This is a genomic window from Arthrobacter sp. W4I7, from assembly GCF_030816215.1.
Lineage (GTDB): Bacteria > Actinomycetota > Actinomycetes > Actinomycetales > Micrococcaceae > Arthrobacter > Arthrobacter siccitolerans_A.
In genome coordinates, this window is the sequence record NZ_JAUSXU010000001.1 from 2,489,397 (window position 1) to 2,505,900 (window position 16,504).

The 16,504-nt window shown below is 61.5% G+C and carries 16 protein-coding genes; 5 read left to right on the forward strand and 11 right to left on the reverse strand.

From position 1 onward, the window contains the following. Nucleotides 1-55: 55 nt before the first annotated feature. The 11 genes from QF047_RS11375 to QF047_RS11425 all read right to left on the reverse strand — a co-directional run bounded on the left by QF047_RS11375 (nucleotide 56) and on the right by QF047_RS11425 (nucleotide 10,052). A complete protein-coding gene (locus QF047_RS11375; RefSeq protein ID WP_307276970.1) occupies nucleotides 56-898 on the reverse strand; it encodes an NAD(P)-dependent oxidoreductase in 843 nt (280 codons plus the stop codon). Further along, the gene (locus tag QF047_RS11380; RefSeq protein WP_307276973.1) at nucleotides 895-1,698 is read right to left on the reverse strand and encodes an enoyl-CoA hydratase/isomerase family protein; all 804 of its coding nucleotides are present in this window, start codon (nucleotides 1,696-1,698) and stop codon (nucleotides 895-897) included. Before QF047_RS11380 ends, QF047_RS11375 begins: the two co-directional genes overlap by 4 nt. Further along, on the reverse strand, nucleotides 1,695-2,519 hold the full coding sequence (locus QF047_RS11385; protein ID WP_307276976.1) for a crotonase/enoyl-CoA hydratase family protein: 825 nt from the start codon (nucleotides 2,517-2,519) through the stop codon (nucleotides 1,695-1,697). The genes QF047_RS11380 and QF047_RS11385 overlap by 4 nt, the downstream gene beginning before the upstream one ends. Further along, complete coding sequence (locus QF047_RS11390) at nucleotides 2,516-3,724, reverse strand: acetyl-CoA C-acetyltransferase (protein WP_307276979.1); 1,209 nt, start codon at nucleotides 3,722-3,724, stop codon at nucleotides 2,516-2,518. Before QF047_RS11390 ends, QF047_RS11385 begins: the two co-directional genes overlap by 4 nt. Continuing rightward, entirely contained in the window at nucleotides 3,721-4,479 is a 759-nt protein-coding gene (locus tag QF047_RS11395; RefSeq protein WP_307276982.1) for an SDR family NAD(P)-dependent oxidoreductase, read from the reverse strand. The genes QF047_RS11390 and QF047_RS11395 overlap by 4 nt, the downstream gene beginning before the upstream one ends. Beyond that, entirely contained in the window at nucleotides 4,467-4,829 is a 363-nt protein-coding gene (locus QF047_RS11400) for a hypothetical protein (RefSeq protein WP_307276985.1), read from the reverse strand. Before QF047_RS11400 ends, QF047_RS11395 begins: the two co-directional genes overlap by 13 nt. A gap of 82 nt (nucleotides 4,830-4,911) precedes the next feature. Further along, a complete protein-coding gene (locus tag QF047_RS11405; RefSeq protein ID WP_373427809.1) occupies nucleotides 4,912-5,784 on the reverse strand; it encodes a cytochrome b/b6 domain-containing protein in 873 nt (290 codons plus the stop codon). A gap of 81 nt (nucleotides 5,785-5,865) precedes the next feature. Further along, nucleotides 5,866-6,834 (reverse strand): electron transfer flavoprotein subunit alpha/FixB family protein, encoded by a 969-nt coding sequence (locus QF047_RS11410; protein WP_307276990.1) that lies wholly within the window; start codon nucleotides 6,832-6,834, stop codon nucleotides 5,866-5,868. A gap of 36 nt (nucleotides 6,835-6,870) precedes the next feature. After that, nucleotides 6,871-7,644: an electron transfer flavoprotein subunit beta/FixA family protein gene (locus QF047_RS11415; RefSeq protein WP_307276993.1), complete on the reverse strand. Its 774-nt coding sequence runs from the start codon at nucleotides 7,642-7,644 to the stop codon at nucleotides 6,871-6,873. Nucleotides 7,645-7,773: 129 nt separating this feature from the next. Beyond that, nucleotides 7,774-8,760: a nitronate monooxygenase family protein gene (locus QF047_RS11420; protein WP_307276995.1), complete on the reverse strand. Its 987-nt coding sequence runs from the start codon at nucleotides 8,758-8,760 to the stop codon at nucleotides 7,774-7,776. Nucleotides 8,761-8,921: 161 nt separating this feature from the next. After that, entirely contained in the window at nucleotides 8,922-10,052 is a 1,131-nt protein-coding gene (locus QF047_RS11425) for an acyl-CoA dehydrogenase family protein (protein ID WP_307276999.1), read from the reverse strand. Nucleotides 10,053-10,144: 92 nt separating this feature from the next. Between QF047_RS11425 and QF047_RS11430 the strand changes: the two genes are divergently transcribed. The 5 genes from QF047_RS11430 to lhgO all read left to right on the forward strand — a co-directional run bounded on the left by QF047_RS11430 (nucleotide 10,145) and on the right by lhgO (nucleotide 16,312). Then, nucleotides 10,145-11,131 carry an acyl-CoA dehydrogenase family protein gene (locus QF047_RS11430; RefSeq protein ID WP_307277001.1) on the forward strand — a complete coding sequence of 329 codons (987 nt, stop codon included), beginning with the start codon at nucleotides 10,145-10,147 and terminating at the stop codon, nucleotides 11,129-11,131. After that, on the forward strand, nucleotides 11,109-12,311 hold the full coding sequence (locus QF047_RS11435) for an iron-containing alcohol dehydrogenase (RefSeq protein ID WP_307277004.1): 1,203 nt from the start codon (nucleotides 11,109-11,111) through the stop codon (nucleotides 12,309-12,311). Before QF047_RS11430 ends, QF047_RS11435 begins: the two co-directional genes overlap by 23 nt. Nucleotides 12,312-12,415: 104 nt before the next feature. After that, nucleotides 12,416-13,867, forward strand: a complete 1,452-nt coding sequence (locus tag QF047_RS11440; protein WP_307277006.1) for an aldehyde dehydrogenase — start codon at nucleotides 12,416-12,418, stop codon at nucleotides 13,865-13,867. Nucleotides 13,868-13,883: 16 nt separating this feature from the next. Continuing rightward, nucleotides 13,884-14,639, forward strand: a complete 756-nt coding sequence (locus tag QF047_RS11445) for an SDR family oxidoreductase (protein ID WP_307277008.1) — start codon at nucleotides 13,884-13,886, stop codon at nucleotides 14,637-14,639. A 470-nt stretch (nucleotides 14,640-15,109) separates the two neighbouring features. Beyond that, the gene (gene lhgO / locus QF047_RS11450) at nucleotides 15,110-16,312 is read left to right on the forward strand and encodes an L-2-hydroxyglutarate oxidase (protein WP_307277010.1); all 1,203 of its coding nucleotides are present in this window, start codon (nucleotides 15,110-15,112) and stop codon (nucleotides 16,310-16,312) included. The last annotated feature ends 192 nt before the right edge of the window (nucleotides 16,313-16,504 follow it).

Here is a 16,504-nt window from a genome sequence, read left to right on the forward strand (position 1 = left end):
TTGCTCCTTCGATGTGTGGTCTAGCAATCACCAGAATCCGGTCGATGCTGATGCTTCAGTCGAGAAAAAAGTCAGTGTCCAGGTTGTCGTCGATGCCGGACACCGCATACCGGGAAAATTCTGTGACCCCGTTTTCGCGCAGCACCTCGTCATCGATCAGGAGGTGGCCGGTCCGTTTCCCGCTGGCAGTGGTAAGAATGGCGTAAGCAGCGTCTGCCATGATGTCCGGGCGCCGGGCCCGCAGCAGGGCCTCCGCGCCCCCCAGAAGGTTGCCGACCGCATCGGTCGCTATGGTGGTTCGTGGCCAGAGTGAGTTCACTGCGATCCCTTGGTCACGGAATTCTGCAGCAATGCTTAGGGTAACCAGACTCATGCCGTACTTTGACAGCAGGTAGCCAGGAAACCGGGCCAGCCACTGCTGTGACGTGAGATTGAGCGGCGGGCTCAGGGTGAGCACGTGCGGGTTCTCGGCGGCAAGCAGATGGGGCAGGCATGCCCTGGTGAGCATGAATGTCCCTCTTGTATTGACGTCCTGCATTAGGTCGTACTGGGACGGTGTGAGGGCAAGAGTCCCGTGCGGGTGGAGCGCGCTGGCATTGTTGATGCAGATGTCTATGGAACCGAATGTCGACAGCGCGGCTTCAACGGCCTCCGCTATGCTGTCGTCCGACCGCACATCTCCGACCACTGCCAGCGAACGCCCGCCGGCTTGTTCGATTTTCTCAGCGGCCTCGAATATCGTACCGGAGAGTTTGGTGGTCGCTGCCGCGGTTTTGGCAAGCAGGACGATGTTTGCGCCGTCAGCGGCTGCTTTCAGAGCGATAGCCAGCCCGATGCCCCTGCTGCCGCCGGACATGATGATGGTCTTGCCGCCAAGGGCTCCGGTGGCCGTTGTCATTGGGCCCCTGCCTGTGCCTTTGGTTCCTTGCTGTGCCGGGCAAATTCCCGCAGGAGGGCAAGGGTGTCAGGGTGTTGTGCGGCGGTCGTGATAGCCCTTACCTCCGCGTCGAGATGCTGTGGATATGACATCGAAGTGCTCGAGCGGATCAGCCGTCTGGTGGCCCCAAGGAAATTTCCGCCGCCTGACGCCAGGCGCACCGCAAGGACTCGAACGTACCCTTCCAGTTCTTCCGGGGCCACCAATTCGGCCACAATTCCCCATTCCTTGGCTGTCCCGGCATCGAGCACACGACCGGTGAGGCTCATCTGCAGTGCTCGCTGCGTGCCCACGCTGCGTGGAAGGAGGTATGAGACCCCGCTGTCCGGTGAAAGCCCCACACCGGCGTAGGCGGTCAGAAACCGTGCCCGCGGAGTCGCAACGACGATGTCAGCATTCAAGACGAGGCCTAAGCCTGCTCCTGCCGCTGCGCCATCAACGGCGGCGATGATGATGCTGTTTGACCTGGCGAGCAGTTCCAGACCTTGATGAAATGTTCCGGCCAGTTCGGCAAGGTACTGCGATGCACTTTCGGCCCCACGCATCGCTTCGACGTCCCCGCCGCCGCAGAAGACCTGTCCATTAGCTTCAATCACGACGACACGAACTTCCACAGCTTCGAGCTCGAGGATGGCGTCCCGGAATGCGGTTGCGAGTTCAAGGTCTACCGCATTTGCCGACTCCGGACGGTTCAGTGTCAGCCACGCAACCGGCCCCTCCTGCCGGACATGGACGGAAGAAGAGATTGAGCTTGCCTTCATCTGCTTCTCCATACGGGGTCGCGCTTTTCGATGAAGGCAGAGCTGCCCTCGTCGGCGTCTTCGGAGGCGAACACCGCATCCAGTTCGCGGCCGATCTGTTCCCACGGCTCCGAATTCCAAGTGGACTGGAAAGACGCTGTGGCAATTATGCGCTTGCTTGCCTGGACCGCGAGAGGCGCATTGACTGCAATGGACCGGGCAAGGGCGATCGACGCCGCTTCCAGAACCTTTCCGTCAACCACCTCGTTGACCAGCCCCCATCGTTCGGCAGTCTGCGCCGTGATCGGATCCCCCGTAAGGACCATCTGCGTGGCGATCTTCGCGGGCAATTGCTGTACCAGGCGCGGGACTCCCCCGCCAGCGGCGAACAGTCCCCGTTTTACTTCCGGAAGCCCGAAGAGCGCCGTGTCGCTGGCCACGATGAGATCACAAGCTAAGGCCAGTTCCATACCGCCCCCGAAGGCGTACCCGTTTACCGCCGCGATGAGCGGCTTGGCAGTGAAATGGCGGACAAAGCCTGCGAACCCCCAATGGGGATTTTCCCGTGGAATCACTGGTTCCCCGGCGGCAAATGCCTTCAGATCCTGGCCTGCGCAGAACGCGGCACCGTTACCGGTAAGGATGCCCACGCGTAGATCGTCATCGCGGTTCAGCAGCTCAAGAGCCGCGCCGAGCGAGGCAGCGACCTCTCCATTGATGGCGTTTCTCGCCTCGGGCCTGTTCAGCGTCAGAAGCAGGACATGTCCAATCCTCTCCAACTGCAAGACCCCGTCCTGGAGCAGTTCCCGGGTCTCGGATTCGGTGCTCGTATTCGCACTCATCTGTCCTGTCCTTTCTTTGGGACGCGCACGATCAGCGCATCGCCCTGCCCGCCGCCGCCACATAGTGCCGCAGCACCGACTCCTCCGCCACGCCGTGCCAGTTCCAATGCCAGGTGCAGGACAATACGCGCCCCCGACATGCCTATAGGATGGCCCAGAGCCAAGGCGCCGCCGTTCACGTTCACACGGTCCGGCTCAATGCCCAGTTCGGAGATGGATGCCAGCGCCACAGCCGCGAAGGCCTCATTGATTTCCACCAGATCCAGGTCCTGGGGGGCAAGCCCCTCGCGTTTGCAGGCGTCGCGTATCGCACCGGCTGGCTGCGACTGGAGCGTGGAGTCCGGACCTGCCACCATGCCGGCGGAGCCGACTTCAGCTAGCCACTCAAGGCCCCTCGCTTCGGCCTGCTGTTTGCTCATCAGCACCATTGCGCAGGCACCGTCGGAGATGGGCGAGGAGTTTCCGGCGGTGACCGTGCCATCAGGGCGGAAGGCTGGCGGCAACCCGGCAAGGGTTTCGATTGTCGTCCCGGGTCGGATGCCCTCGTCACGGTCGACAAGGATGGATGCGCCTTTGCGACTGGATACTTGGACCGGCGCGATTTCTGCGGCGAACCGGCCTGCGCTCTGCGCCTCGGCGGCCAGGTGGTGGGACCGGGCAGCAAATCCGTCCTGGACCAGGCGGGTGAGCGGCTGCTCATCGTTGTACCGTTCGGTCAGCAGCCCCATGGACTGGCCGGTGAACGCATCGTGCAGCCCGTCGAATTCCATATGATCAGCCATCGTGATGGCGCCATACTTCTTTCCGGCACGCGAGCCCATCTGCAGGTGTGGTGCTTGGCTCATCGCCTCCTGGCCGCCGGCGATGACGGTCTCAAACATGTCCGTTCGAATGAACCGGTCGGCCAAGATGATCGACTGGATGCCCGAGAGGCAGACCTTGTTGATGCTCAGCGCCGGCGTGGACATGGGAATGCCCGCCCCGGCGGCCGCCTGCCGCGCGGGCATTTGGCCGGCACCTGCGGTAAGGACCTGTCCCATGATCACATAGTCGACTGTTGCGGGAGTCACCTTGGAGCGCTCCAAGGCCCCCCGAATGGCATAGGAGCCCAGCTCAGCCCCGGAGAATCCTGAAAGCGACCCAAGCAGCCGTCCAACTGGCGTGCGTGCTCCCGCGACAATCACTGTCTCCGTTCCGGCGCTCACTGCGGTGCCATCCGCAGGGCGCCGTCCATGCGGATGGTCTCCCCGTTCAGGTAGTCGTGTTCGACGATCATTGACACGAGCCGGGCGTATTCGGCCGGTTGTGCAAGCCGTTTGGGAAAGGGAATTCCGTTCGCCAGCGATTCGCCGACCTCCGGCCCTAACGAGGCGAGCATGGGCGTATCGACGATGCCCGGGGCGATCGTATTAACGCGGATTCCGGAGCGTGCGAGATCACGGGCTGCCGGCACGGTCATACCGACAACACCACCTTTGGAGGCCGAGTACGCGATCTGGCCGATCTGTCCTTCATAAGCTGCCACCGAGGCCGTATTGATGATCACGCCACGTTGGCCGTTCTCATCTGCCGTCTGGCGGGCAATCACCGCCGAGGACAGTCGCAGCACATTGAAGGTGCCCAAAAGGTTCACTTCCAAGGTCTTGCGGAACAGAGCAAGGTCATGGGTGCCGCGCGAGGACAGCACTCGGGCAGCCGGAGCGATGCCGGCACAGTTGACTACTAAACGGAGAGGTGGCTGGTCCGCGCTGATGCTTTCCAGTGCCGCGCCAACTTCGTCTTCATCGGTGACGTTGGCGGCCGCATAGCGGATACCGTCTACGGGCTGGCAGTTCTCGAGAGCGGCCGGCAGGTCCAGACCGAGGACCGAGGCACCCCGGCCGGCCAGTTCGAGCGCTGTGGCGGCTCCGAGACCAGACGCCGCACCGGTGACCAGTGCCGTTATTCCTAAGATTTCCATTGTGCTCCTTGAGGTGGGGAAATTGGGAAGGTGCGTCGTGATCGCGAGAGCCCCGTCGTTACCGACTGGGTTTTTCCGGTCGCTGCGGCACTACGCCACGGGATGATCGGTCTGGCCGCAGCCCATGTGAGGATCAGCAAGATCGGAGAGGCTGCTAAGAAACGGACTTCAGCCCTGGGTTGGCGTAACTGCTGGTGGGTGGCGCTGATAGTTGCCAGGACCGAGCCAACTTCGCCTTCATCGGTGACGGTAGCGGCAACGTAACGGATGTCTTCTACCGGTTCGCAATTCTTGGAGCTGGCCGGCAGATCTAGACCAAGGACTTTTGCCGTGATTCCTGAGATCTTCATCGTCTTCCTTGAGGTTGCCGGGTAGTCGTAGCTTCATCGGCGGGAACCGCGAAGGTGCCTCTCTGTCGCGCGGGACTCGTCCTCATCGACCGACTTTCCCGGTCAGCGCGGCAATGGGCCGCAGGATGATCGGTCTGGCTAAAATCCACGCGAGGATCATGACAACCAGGGAGGCTGCGAAGAACCAGAATCCGACCCAGGAGCCGTCGTCGCGCGAAGCATACATATGATTGAGGTTTCGCAGCGCACCGGTGGCCAGCACGAGCGTCACGTGAGCGATGATGAACATGACGAAGTACAGCATCACCGGAAAATGAACAGCCCGGGCCAGTTCAATGGGGTACGCCTTGTTCAGCCGGGGGGCATTCGTGGGCCAGGCACCGGACATTCGGATTCCCGTGATCAGGGACAGCGGCGCTGCAATGAACACAGTGACGAAGTACGCCAAGACCTGCAGGCTGTTGTAGTTGACCCATCCGTTTTCCGTCGGCCAGTCCAGTGACGCATACTGGATCGCTGTGGAGAGGGCATTGGGAAGTACATCCCAACTCGTCGGTACAATCCGCATCCACTGTCCCGTGGCCAGCAGCAAGATGCCGAAGACGACTCCATTGAGCACCCACAGAGCATCCAGTGAAAGGTGCAGCCACAAGTCCAGACTGATCTTCTTTGGCGGGTTCTTAGTCCGGAACAGACCCTGGTTGTTCCTGGTCCAGTAGGCCGCCGGGCGCTGGTTGGTACGCACCTGCCAGCCGGATCGGATAATCAAGAGGAGGAAGAAGGCATTAAGGAAGTGCTGCCAGCCAAGCCACGCCGGCAGGCCGACCGGAGCACCCTCAGGAAGGTGCGTTTCACCAGGATAGGCGGCCAAGAACTCCTGTACTTCGGGCAGCTCCCGCAACCACTTCGCCGCCAAGACCACGAGAAACAGGAATACAAGCCCAGCGGGAACCATCCACGCCAGTTTGGCCCACTTGCTTCTGGCGGCCTTAGACGTTTGCGTCAGTGACATCTCGATGTCCTTTCGGGTGCTCGGTTACTTACGGGCTGCCAGTGCCTCAACCAGCTGTGGTACGACCGTGAAAACGTCGCCGACGATACCGAAGTCGGCGATCTCGAAGATTGGTGCGTCCTCGTCCTTGTTGATAGCGACAATCGTCTTGGCCGTCTGCATCCCGGCGCGGTGCTGGATGGCGCCGGAAATACCGAGGGCAACATACAACTGCGGCGCCACCGTGGTGCCGGTCTGCCCGACTTGGTAGGTCTGCGGAACATAGCCTGCATCTACGGCGGCCCTGGATGCTCCCACGGCCGCCCCGAGGGCATCGGCCAGCTCTTCAACCAGCGCGAAGTTTTCCCTGGATCCCAGACCGCGTCCGCCGGATACAACCGTTGACGCACCGCGAAGTTCGGGTCGTCCGGAGTCAAGCACGGCATCTTCGATCGAATCGACGATCCCCGCCGGGACGTGGGCCACGGACAGCGGTAGTGCCGTTACTGCGGCGCTTGATGCCTCGGCGCGATCATCAATGGCGCCCTGCCGGACTGTGACTATCGGCAGGCCGCCCTCGACGGTGGATTCGGTCGTGAATCCACCCCCGAACACCGAATGCGTGCCGATTACTTTGCCGGTGTCCGCGTGCAGCCCAATGACGTCCATCATCAATCCGCCGCCCACGCGCACAGCGACCCGACCGGCAACTTCGCGGCCTTCCACCGAGTTGGAGATCAGGACCGCGAGGGGCTGGGTTGCTGCGATCGCGGCAACTGCAGCTTCGACCTCGCAGGCGCCAATCACCTTTCCGGCCAGGTCGGATTCGCCGACATAAACCTCGGTGGCACCCAGTGACCCGAGCTGTTCGGCGATCACATCGCCGGACTCAGGAGCCACGGCGATAACCGCGACAGGCTCCCCCAGCTTGGCCGCAGCGCCAAGCAGTGCGGCAGCGGTGTTCCTGATTTCCCCCGTGGGTGAAACTTCAATCAAAGCCAATACTTTTGACATGTTCTCTTACTCCTTTGTAGGTCAGATGCCCGGAACTCAGACCAGATGCCGGGAAGCCAGGAACTCGGCCAGTTCGATGCCGGCGTTGCCTTCGTCGAGAACCTTCTTACCTGCCACTCGTGCCGGACGTTCAATGGCGGCCAGCAGCACGGACCGGCCCCCGGTAATTGTCGCGTCAACACTCAACTGGCTCAGCGGGAGTACTGTGACCGGCTTCCGCTTCGCTGTCATGATGCCCTTAAAGTTCGGGAACCTGGCTTCCGGTGTCCGTTCAGTCACGCTCACGACTGCTGGCAGCGTGGCATGGACCTGCGCCGCGCCATTGTCCGTTCCGCGTTCTCCTCGGACAGACCCGCCAGCAATCTCCAGCATGTTCAGAGAGCTGAGTGAAGGCAACCCGAGCCGCTCCGCGACCATCGACGGAACCACTCCGCCCCGCCCGTCGGTCGATTCATTTCCTGCCAGCACCAGATCGAAGTCCGTTTGCCGCAGCGCGGCGGCAAGTGCAGCTGAGGTCCAGACGGCGTCGGAACCGGCGAGTTCGTCGTCCAGAATATGTATTGCGGAATCCGCACCCATCGACAGGGCCTTGCGCAGTGAATCCGTCACCGCTTCAGGACCCATGGACATGACCACGACCTCAGTGCCTTTGTTCTTGTCCTTGAAGCTGAGGGCGACTTCCAGTGCCCGCTCATCAATTTCATCAATTATCCGGTCGGCAGCGTCGCGGTCCACACGTCCGGTGGACGGGTCTAGACGGCGCTCTCCCCACGTATCAGGGACCTGTTTTACCAAGACGACAATCTTCATGGCTTCACTTCCTCAAATTCTGCATGTTGAATCTTTTCCTGGAACACCAGCCACTGCGATCAGCAGTAATTAGTGCACTCTATACGACGCGGTTGGGTTCTGTGAAGCTACGATGCCCAGCCAGGAGGCTCAGGACACCGACACTACGGTCGACGCCAAACGGGTGGTGATGACAGCGAGAGCATCGCGCATGATCGTGTTGACGACGTTGCTGACGCTGTCGATGTCGTTGATCAGACCCTGCGATTGACTGGCCCACCACATACCTTCTTCCATCTCCCCGCGCGCCAGAACGGCGTCGCGTCCGCGGGCGCCAGAAGCTAGATGCGCAATGTCGGCGAAGGTGGCGCCCGGCTGCTTGCTGATTTCGGCGATCTGCTCAGAAATTGAATTGCGCGCCACGCGCGCCGAATTGTGGAACTCGCGGAAGACGATCAGAGTGTCACGTTCGTTGTTTGCGACGATCTGCTTCTTTACGTTTTCGTGCACGGGCGCTTCCTCCGTTGCGATAAAGCGCGTTCCCATGTTGACAGCGCTGGCTCCGAGCGCCAGGGCTGCGACCAGACCTGCGCCGGTAGCGATGCCGCCGCTGGCGATGACCGGAATATCAAGCGCAGCCACTGCAGCGGGAATGAGCACCAGACCCGGCACGTCGTCCTCGCCAGGGTGGCCGGCACATTCGAACCCATCGATGCTGATGGCGTCGACGCCCTTGTTTGCGGCCGAAACGGCATGGCGGACCCCGGTCGCCTTGTGGATGACTTTTACACCGGCGGCGTGAAAGTCGGGCAGGTGGGGCTCCGGGCTGGATCCGGCTGTCTCGACCACCGTGATACCGGACTCTATAATCGCCGCGCGGTACTCATCGTAAGGCACCGGAGAAATGGTGGGAAGAATCGTAAGGTTGACACCGAACGGCTTGTCCGTAAGTTCACGCGTACGGGCGATTTCCTTGGCGAGTGCCTCCGGTGAAGGCTGGGTCAGGGCGGTCAGGAAGCCCAGGGCGCCGGCGTTGGCAACGGCGGAAATCAGCTGGGCGGTGCCGAGTCCAGTCATTCCACCGCAGAGGATGGGGTGCTCGACACCGAACAGTTCAGTGAAATCCGTGCGAATCATGGCTTTTCTTCTCTTTCTTACGGTGCTGTGGTCGATAATGGCATGTCTGTGCATGTTGGTCCGGCACTGTTACCGGCTGCGGTGAGGTTGCGAACGCGACACGCGGCCCCATCGCATCGCCAAGGCCATGCCGGGGCAGCAGGTGGCAAAGGCTGCAGACCTCAGTCGGCCAGCAGGGCCCGGCCGATGAGCATCTTCTGGATTTCAAGTGCCCCGCTGGCGACCGTGGAGGCCTGCGCATAGCGCCAGTGGTGTTCCATGTGGGCCTGCGCGGGGTTTTCGACCTCCTCATGCGTGGCGAGAGCCTCTGTGCCCAGTAAATCCATCGCCACGTCAGCGACTTCCTGGTCAAGCTGTGTCACCATGACACGAGCAATGGATCCCTTCACACCCACCGGCTCCCCGTTCTCCTGGGTTGATATCACCCTGTAGGCCAAAAGCCTGGCCACGAGCGTATGGGCCATCGAGGCTGCAATCACAGGTGCGTCGTCATCGTCGGTCAACTCACGCAGCTGCGCAAGAATCCTGTCAGACCGCGCATACCGGGGAATGCCGACGCGTTCGTATGCCAGACCAGCCGTCATGACTCTCCAGCCCTCATCCAGCTCTCCCAGGATTTCGTCGTCGTACACTTCGACGTCGTCAAAATACACCTCATGGAGGTGGTTTGGCCCCAGCAAGTTATCAATAGGTCGAACGGTAATTCCGGCGCGGTCCATAGGCACCAGGAAAACGGTGATGCCATGCTGTTTGGGACCGTCGCTGCTCGTGCGGGTTGCCAATACGCAGTACTGGGCGTGATTTGCGTACGAAGTCCAGATTTTCTGACCGTTCACACGGAAGCTGCCGTTCTGGCGGTGGGCACTGGTACGCAGTGAGGCCAGATCCGAGCCGGCATCAGGTTCCGAAAAGCCTTGACACCACTGAACTTCGCCTCGGGCGATGAGCGGCAGGTGCTTGCGCCGCTGCTCCTCTGTCCCGTGAATCATCAGCGCCGGGCCGATCCAGGTTACCCCCATATACTGGCCGCCCCGGGGCTCATTGTGTGACCACATCTCTTCGTTAAAAACGACCTGTGACCACAAGGGTGCGTCCTGTCCCCCATACCGGGCCGGCCAGGCGCGGGTCAGCAGCCCCTTTGCGCCCAGGACCCGTGAGAAGGCCTGTGCCTCCCGCAGGGACTGTGGATCCTCGACGAATATCCCCGGATAATCGGGAGACATGTTTTCTGCTATGAGCGCCCGCATCTCTAACCGGAACTGCTCCTCGTCTGACGAGAACTCGTAATCCATGCTCGGCCCTTCTGGTTCGGATCCACTTTAATGCCTTTGAGTATACTATTCTATAAAGGACACTAATTCGAGATGAGCAATAGGGAGGTGCCATGGATCTGACTATGCCGCCTGAGGTAGTCGCTTTTGCGCAGTCAGCGCGTCAGGCCTTCACCGGCAAGGGTTTGGGCGACGTGTGGCGGGAGCCGCCTGCTGATTCGCCACAGCACTCAGCCGCGTACGATATTCTCCTGTCGTTGGGACTTGGCGATATGCAGGATGCCCCAAGGGATCTCGTGACTGCATTGGCAGCTTCCGCGCTGGCCGAGGAAGCGGGCAGGGTTGCACTTCCGGTCCCGGTCGCTGCACTACTGACAGGAAAGATCGCTGGTCTCGACGTACCGGTACACGCAGTCTCCGAAGTCGGGGGGCCTGCGGTCCTGGTGGATTACGCACGGGTTTTTGAAGGTTCCCGTCTTGTCACACCGAATGGGGAGGTCCTTGCAACGAGGGTGCTGCCTTCGCCGCCTACGGCACGAATGCTCGCTCCGTTTGCAGCCCGCGTCCTGCCGCAGCCGGATTCACCCCTCAGTCCGGATGTCAACGTGTGGGCATGGCACGAACTGTTCTCCGCCTTTTCCGCTTTAGGTGCGCTGGACAAGGTCCTCGAGCTGTGCCAAAGCCACCTTAAAGAGCGGATCCAGTTCGGGAAGCCGCTTAAGGCACGGCAAGCCCTTGAACATCGGTTTGTGGATTCGGTCGTGGTCCAGCGTGGTCTGCGCGAACTCTGCGCTTTCACGGCGTGGCGCCTCGTCCGAGAGGAAGGCCCGGGAACCGGCGCCGCCCTGACTCTGCGTCTGGTTCATCTTGAAGCCATTGAGTCCATAATGCGCAATGCTCATCAGATACACGGAGCGATTGGATTCTGCTTTGAGCATGATCTCGCCGTGCTCAGCCAATATCTGCAGTTTCGTCGCTATCAACCGCTGAGCCTCGGGCGCACCCGCTCGGCTCTTGGAGACTACATTGACGAAATCCCCACTCTTCATCGTCCCCGGACTACGGAAGGTAGCAATCATGTCCCAGAACTGGTTTCCTAAGGGCGACGCGCCCGCCCAGTTTCTCGCACCGGCGGCCATATTCAGTGGCCGCGGCACTTCCGGCCAGATCGCTTCGATCCTTAAGAGCCACTTGCAGGTTCCCGCCGGGCCGGTCCTGGTAGCCGCGGATGACGCGGTGTTGGACGCAGGCCTGCTTACGGGCCTGCTTGACGATCTCCGCGAAGGCGGTTTCGACGTCACGCTCACCAGCGGTTTCGGTGCCGAGCCGAGCAGCGAGACAATCGATGCGGCAGCAGCTGTGGCGCGCGAAGCGTCGGTCCAGGCTGTCATCGGGGTCGGCGGCGGCTCCGTATTGGACTCTTCGAAGCTGTTGGCACTGATGGTGCGCAACGAGGGCGGCTCCGCTGACTGGGTTGGCGTCGTCGATCCGCCTAACGGTGTGGCACCCCTCATCCTGGTCCCGTCCACCTGCGGCACCGGTTCAGAGGCCACCCGCATAGCGATGGTGACCGTCGAGGGCTCCAAGCGCGCTTCCTCCTGCGCCAAGTATGTTCCCTCGGTGGCAGTCCTGGACCCAGACCTGGTTGCAACGCTGCCGCCCCGTGTTGTCGCCTCCACTGGCATGGACGCGCTGGCGCACGCCATTGAATCGGTGATGTCCACCAACAGCTCCCCGTGGTCCGTGCACCACGCAATGCGCGCCATCGAGCTGCTTGTGGCCAACTTGGAATCGGCCGCCGCCGGTGACGCGGATGCTCGGGCAAACTGTCTCTGGGCGTCACATCTCGCCGGGCAGGCGCTCAATGCGGGCGTTGTGTTGGGCCATTCGATTGCTTATTGCCTCGCGCATGAGGTGCCCATGCCCCACGGAACCTCGTGTGCACTTGCCCTGCCCTACTGCATGGCTTACAACCAGACCATTGACTCCCTGCGTTCAGAGGCGCTTGCTTTGACCATCACGGGCGGTGCCAGCACCCAGATGTGGGCGGCGGCAACTTCTGTGATGCAGATGGCCGTTCGGCTCGGGCTGCCGGTCACTCTGGACGAGGCCGGCATCCCTGCTGACGCCGAGGGGCGGATGGCGCAGCTGTGCGTGCGCGAATATCCGCGGCCCAACAATCCCGAACCGCTGGATGAAGAGAATCTCACTGAATTGCTCAAGGCCATGCGCACCGGAGACTTGGACGCCGCCTTCAAGGTAACAGCACGGCCCACCTGAACTGCCCGGCCAGTTGGCCGATACCGGTCCGGTCTCCCGCCGGCACATGTACTACCACCACATTCCACCCGGCGTAAGCCGAAGCGTCCAGAGGAGTCAAAGCAATGAAATACGGACTGGTGAAGAACCTAGTCAACGGAAGTTACGTTGAAGCCCGGAGCGGGGAGACAATCGAGGTAACCAGCCCCGCTACCGACGGCGACGTGGTCGGCGCCGTTCCTGCTATGGGCAAGGAGGACCTCGACGCCGTCTTCGGGGCCGCGGAAGCTGGGGCCCGCTCCTGGAAGGCGACGGATCACCTGGGCCGGGGCCGGGTACTGCTTGACGCAGGGCGGCTGATCCGCGAACGGCACCAAGAACTTGTTGACATCATTGTCACCGAGATGGGCAAGACCACGGCGGAAGCCACCGGGGAGGTCACCAAGACAGCCGAATTCTTCGAATACTACGGCGGCATGGCCCGTTTGCCCTTCGGCGAATACCTGCCAGACGGCCGTCCCGGAACCTTTGCCAGCCAGCTGCGCGAGCCGATCGGCGTCGTCCTCCTGATTACGCCGTGGAACGATCCGCTCCTAACCCCGGCCCGGAAGATGGCTCCGGCCCTGCTGGCGGGGAATGCCGTCGTCATCAAGCCCGCGACGGTGACGCCGATTATCACTTTGAAACTGGCCGAGATCCTCACGGACGCCGGGCTACCGGCGGGAGTGCTGGGGACCATTACCGGACGCGGGAGTGAGATCGGCGACGAGCTCTTTACGTATGTGGCAGTTAAGGCCGTTTCCTTCACCGGATCCACCGAAATCGGTCGGGGCATCCAGAAGCAGCTGGCCGGCACCGGAATACGCGTGCAGACGGAGATGGGCGGCAAGAATGCCGTGGTCGTGCTCGACGACGCAGACCTGGACCTTGCCGTTCCCGCCATAGTGTCTGGCGCGTTTGCTCAGGCGGGACAGCGTTGCACTGCAACCAGCCGGCTGATTGTCCAAAAGGGGATCCAGGACCAAGTGACGGAACGGATCGTCAAGGCCGTCTCTACGCTGCGGGTCGGGCCCGGCGCCACCGAAGGGGTGAATCTGGGACCTGTTGTGAGCAAGTCGGCGCAGCAGGACATCAACCACCATGTGGCCGGTGCTCTGGACGAGGGAGCCGAGGTCTTGGCCACGGCCACCCTGAGCGAGGATCTCGAAAGCACAGGCTGCTTCGTCCAGCCGGCCTTCCTGAAAATCTCCCGCGAGCATGCCATCTGGCGGAAAGAAGTATTCGGCCCCGTCTTGGCCATGGTGGTCGTCGACTCCTTCGAGGAGGCGATCGAGGCCGTCAATGATTCGGATTACGGCCTCTCAAGTGCCGTCTTCACAAAGGATCTCGGCAGGGCATTCGCGTTCGTGGAGTCAGCAGACACCGGTCAGGTCTCGGTGAACCAGCCGACCACGGGATGGGACATCCACCAGCCGTTCGGCGGCTTCAAGGACTCCGGTTCCGCTTTCAAGGAACAGGGCCTGGAAGCCCTGAATTTCTATACGCGGGTCAAAACCATTGCCCTCCGGACCCACTAGGAGCCCCGTGTCTGTTATGGATAAATTTTCCCTTGCCGGAAAACGTGCGCTGGTCACAGGCGCCGGACGGGGCCTTGGACGTGCCACGGCTGAAGGACTCGCAGCGGCCGGCGCCAAGGTGGCTTTGGTCTCCCGCACGTCCGCGGAAATCGAAGAGGTAGCGGCGGCGATCGGGGCGAACGCGGTGGCCTGTCCGGGGGATATTTCGGCTACGGCTGCCATCCCAGGGATGCTTGATGAAATCGAGAAAAAACTCGGCGGCGCCATTGACGTGGTGCTGCACGCCGCGGGTGTCCAACATCGCCAGCCGGCACAGGACTTCGACCCGGCCGAATGGGATCGGGTTATCAATGTAAACCTGACCGCGCCCTTCCTGTTGAGCCAGCAGATCGGAAAGCGCCAGATCCAACGTGGAATGGAGGGCAGCCATATCTTCATCGGCTCGCTAAGCAGCCACATCTCCCTTCCCGACGTGGTTGCTTATACGGCAAGTAAATCGGGTATCTACGGCCTGATCCGTAACCTCAGCACTGAGTGGTCGCGGTACGGAATCCGGGTCAACGGAATCGGCCCCGGATACTTCCGTACCAAGCTCACCGAGGCGGTCTTCGCAGACCCGGAGCGGCAGCAGCAGCTGATGGACCGAATCCCGATGCAACGGTTCGGAGATCCGGAAGACCTCGCCGGTGCCGCCGTTTTCCTCGCTTCACCGGCCGCTGGCTACGTAACCGGCCAGCTGTTGATGGTCGACGGCGGCTGGATAGCGAGTTGAGCACCTGTGAAGGGCTTCCCCCATTGCTTATGGGAGCTAAATGTGACCGACATTGAATCGAATCCAGGCCTGATTGCACCAGGCGCCGAGCCGGCGCTGGCTTCCTGCCCCCGACCGGCAAGGAGGAGGAGACTTTGCGCTATGTCCGCTCTTCCCGGTCTCAGGACCACTGGCTCGCCCGCGGCGCGGAAGCATCAGCTGCAATGGGCAGGACTTCAGGCAAACCCGCAGCAACTTGTCCGAATGGCATCATGCATGAACCGAGGTGGATCCCCCCGAGACGGACTACGTTCACTGCCATCGGGCTGATGGCCGCCGCGCCGTCCAGAGGTCTAAGCCATGGTCACCAACGTAATCAAGGCTGTGGTACTGCCACCAGACGGCGAAGTTCCCGGACATGCCGGGCGCCCCGACACAGCGTGCGGAACGGCCACTGATCCGCAACAGCCAGATCAAGGAAGAACAGGAACATGACTGAACATATAGGCATTATTGGCGGCGGAATCGTGGGCATCGCGATTGCACGTGCCTTGTGCAACAAGGGAATTGACGTGACCGTGCTGGAAAAGGAACATCGCGTCGCCTCCCACCAGACGGGCCATAACTCCGGCGTCGTCCACGCCGGGCTCTACTACACCCCGGGGTCACTCAAAGCCAAGCTGTGCGCGCTGGGCCGAGACATGACCAAGGAGTACTGCGCCGAAAAACAACTGCCCTACCGGGAAGTTGGAAAACTGGTGGTGGCCATTTCCGAGGCAGAACTGCCGCGACTGGACGATATCGAGAGCCGCGCCCGACAGAACAATGTTCCCGGCATGCGCCGGCTCAACGCGGCCGAACTGCTCGAAATCGAACCCCACGCCACCGGGCTTGCAGCCGTCCATTCGCCGCGGACTGCCATCGTGGACTTCGCCGCTATCACCGAGGCTATGGCCCAAGACGTACGGATGTCCGGCGGTGCCATCCTGCTAGGCCAGGAGGTGACCGGGATAAGCCAGCGGAGAGGCAAAGTAGACATCAGGACCACCACTGCGGAGCATACTTTTGACCGGCTGATTGTCTGCGCGGGGCTGCAGTCAGACCTGGTAGCCAGGATGGTGGGCGCAAACCCGTCACCGAAGATCCTTCCCTTCCGGGGAGAATACTGGGAACTCCCGGCAGCACGGCAGGACCTGATAAGGGGCATGATCTACCCCGTTCCGGACCCGCGGTTCCCGTTCCTGGGCGTGCACTTCACTCGCGGCGTTTACGACAAGGTACACATTGGCCCCAATGCAGTGCCCGCACTTGCCCGGGAAGGCTACGGCTGGGGAAAGATCTCGGTCAAGGACACGTTTGATTCCCTGCTCTGGCCGGGCGCACTGCCGCTGGCCAGGAAGCACTGGCGGATGGGCGTAAATGAGATCTCGGCGTCGTTGGTCAAGCCGCTCTTCTTCCAGGCGGCGCGGAAATTCGTCCCTGAACTGACCATGGCTGACCTCAGCGCAAAAACAGCCGCCGGGGTTCGTGCCCAAGCGTGGGCCAAGGACGGCTCCCTACTGGACGACTTCGCGATAGACCAAGTGGGTCCGGTGACCCTGCTACGCAACGCTCCCTCACCCGCGGCGACTTCTGCAATGTCGATCGCCGACTATGTGATCGAACACCATCTGCTCGCACCGAGGGCCGCCTGAAAAAATATTCCCTAAACCCGCCGAATCGAAACGGCTGGCAGATGCCAGAGGACGGGGCTGCATAGTCTATGGATGAGATAAGCAGGTTGCTTCTGGCATCGCCCATTTTTTGTTTTGGTACTAATCATCTAAAACCTCAAAGCGGATGACCCAGCGCCCGAGACCGTAAACTGTCCATCGGCGACCTTCCGG

What these genes read in the sequence shown, in the direction of transcription:
- QF047_RS11400 (WP_307276985.1), bottom strand. Translation starts at nt 4,829, where the DNA reads ATGAAGATCTCAGGAATCACGGCAAAAGTCCTTGGTCTAGATCTGCCG.
- QF047_RS11440 (WP_307277006.1), top strand. Translation starts at nt 12,416, where the DNA reads ATGAAATACGGACTGGTGAAGAACCTAGTCAACGGAAGTTACGTTGAA.
- QF047_RS11435 (WP_307277004.1), top strand. Translation starts at nt 11,109, where the DNA reads ATGTCCCAGAACTGGTTTCCTAAGGGCGACGCGCCCGCCCAGTTTCTC.
- QF047_RS11395 (WP_307276982.1), bottom strand. Translation starts at nt 4,479, where the DNA reads ATGGAAATCTTAGGAATAACGGCACTGGTCACCGGTGCGGCGTCTGGT.
- QF047_RS11445 (WP_307277008.1), top strand. Translation starts at nt 13,884, where the DNA reads ATGGATAAATTTTCCCTTGCCGGAAAACGTGCGCTGGTCACAGGCGCC.
- QF047_RS11405 (WP_373427809.1), bottom strand. Translation starts at nt 5,784, where the DNA reads ATGGTTCCCGCTGGGCTTGTATTCCTGTTTCTCGTGGTCTTGGCGGCG.
- QF047_RS11430 (WP_307277001.1), top strand. Translation starts at nt 10,145, where the DNA reads ATGGATCTGACTATGCCGCCTGAGGTAGTCGCTTTTGCGCAGTCAGCG.
- QF047_RS11425 (WP_307276999.1), bottom strand. Translation starts at nt 10,052, where the DNA reads ATGGATTACGAGTTCTCGTCAGACGAGGAGCAGTTCCGGTTAGAGATG.
- QF047_RS11410 (WP_307276990.1), bottom strand. Translation starts at nt 6,834, where the DNA reads ATGTCAAAAGTATTGGCTTTGATTGAAGTTTCACCCACGGGGGAAATC.
- QF047_RS11380 (WP_307276973.1), bottom strand. Translation starts at nt 1,698, where the DNA reads ATGAAGGCAAGCTCAATCTCTTCTTCCGTCCATGTCCGGCAGGAGGGG.
- QF047_RS11385 (WP_307276976.1), bottom strand. Translation starts at nt 2,519, where the DNA reads ATGAGTGCGAATACGAGCACCGAATCCGAGACCCGGGAACTGCTCCAG.
- QF047_RS11415 (WP_307276993.1), bottom strand. Translation starts at nt 7,644, where the DNA reads ATGAAGATTGTCGTCTTGGTAAAACAGGTCCCTGATACGTGGGGAGAG.
- lhgO (WP_307277010.1), top strand. Translation starts at nt 15,110, where the DNA reads ATGACTGAACATATAGGCATTATTGGCGGCGGAATCGTGGGCATCGCG.
- QF047_RS11420 (WP_307276995.1), bottom strand. Translation starts at nt 8,760, where the DNA reads ATGATTCGCACGGATTTCACTGAACTGTTCGGTGTCGAGCACCCCATC.
- QF047_RS11375 (WP_307276970.1), bottom strand. Translation starts at nt 898, where the DNA reads ATGACAACGGCCACCGGAGCCCTTGGCGGCAAGACCATCATCATGTCC.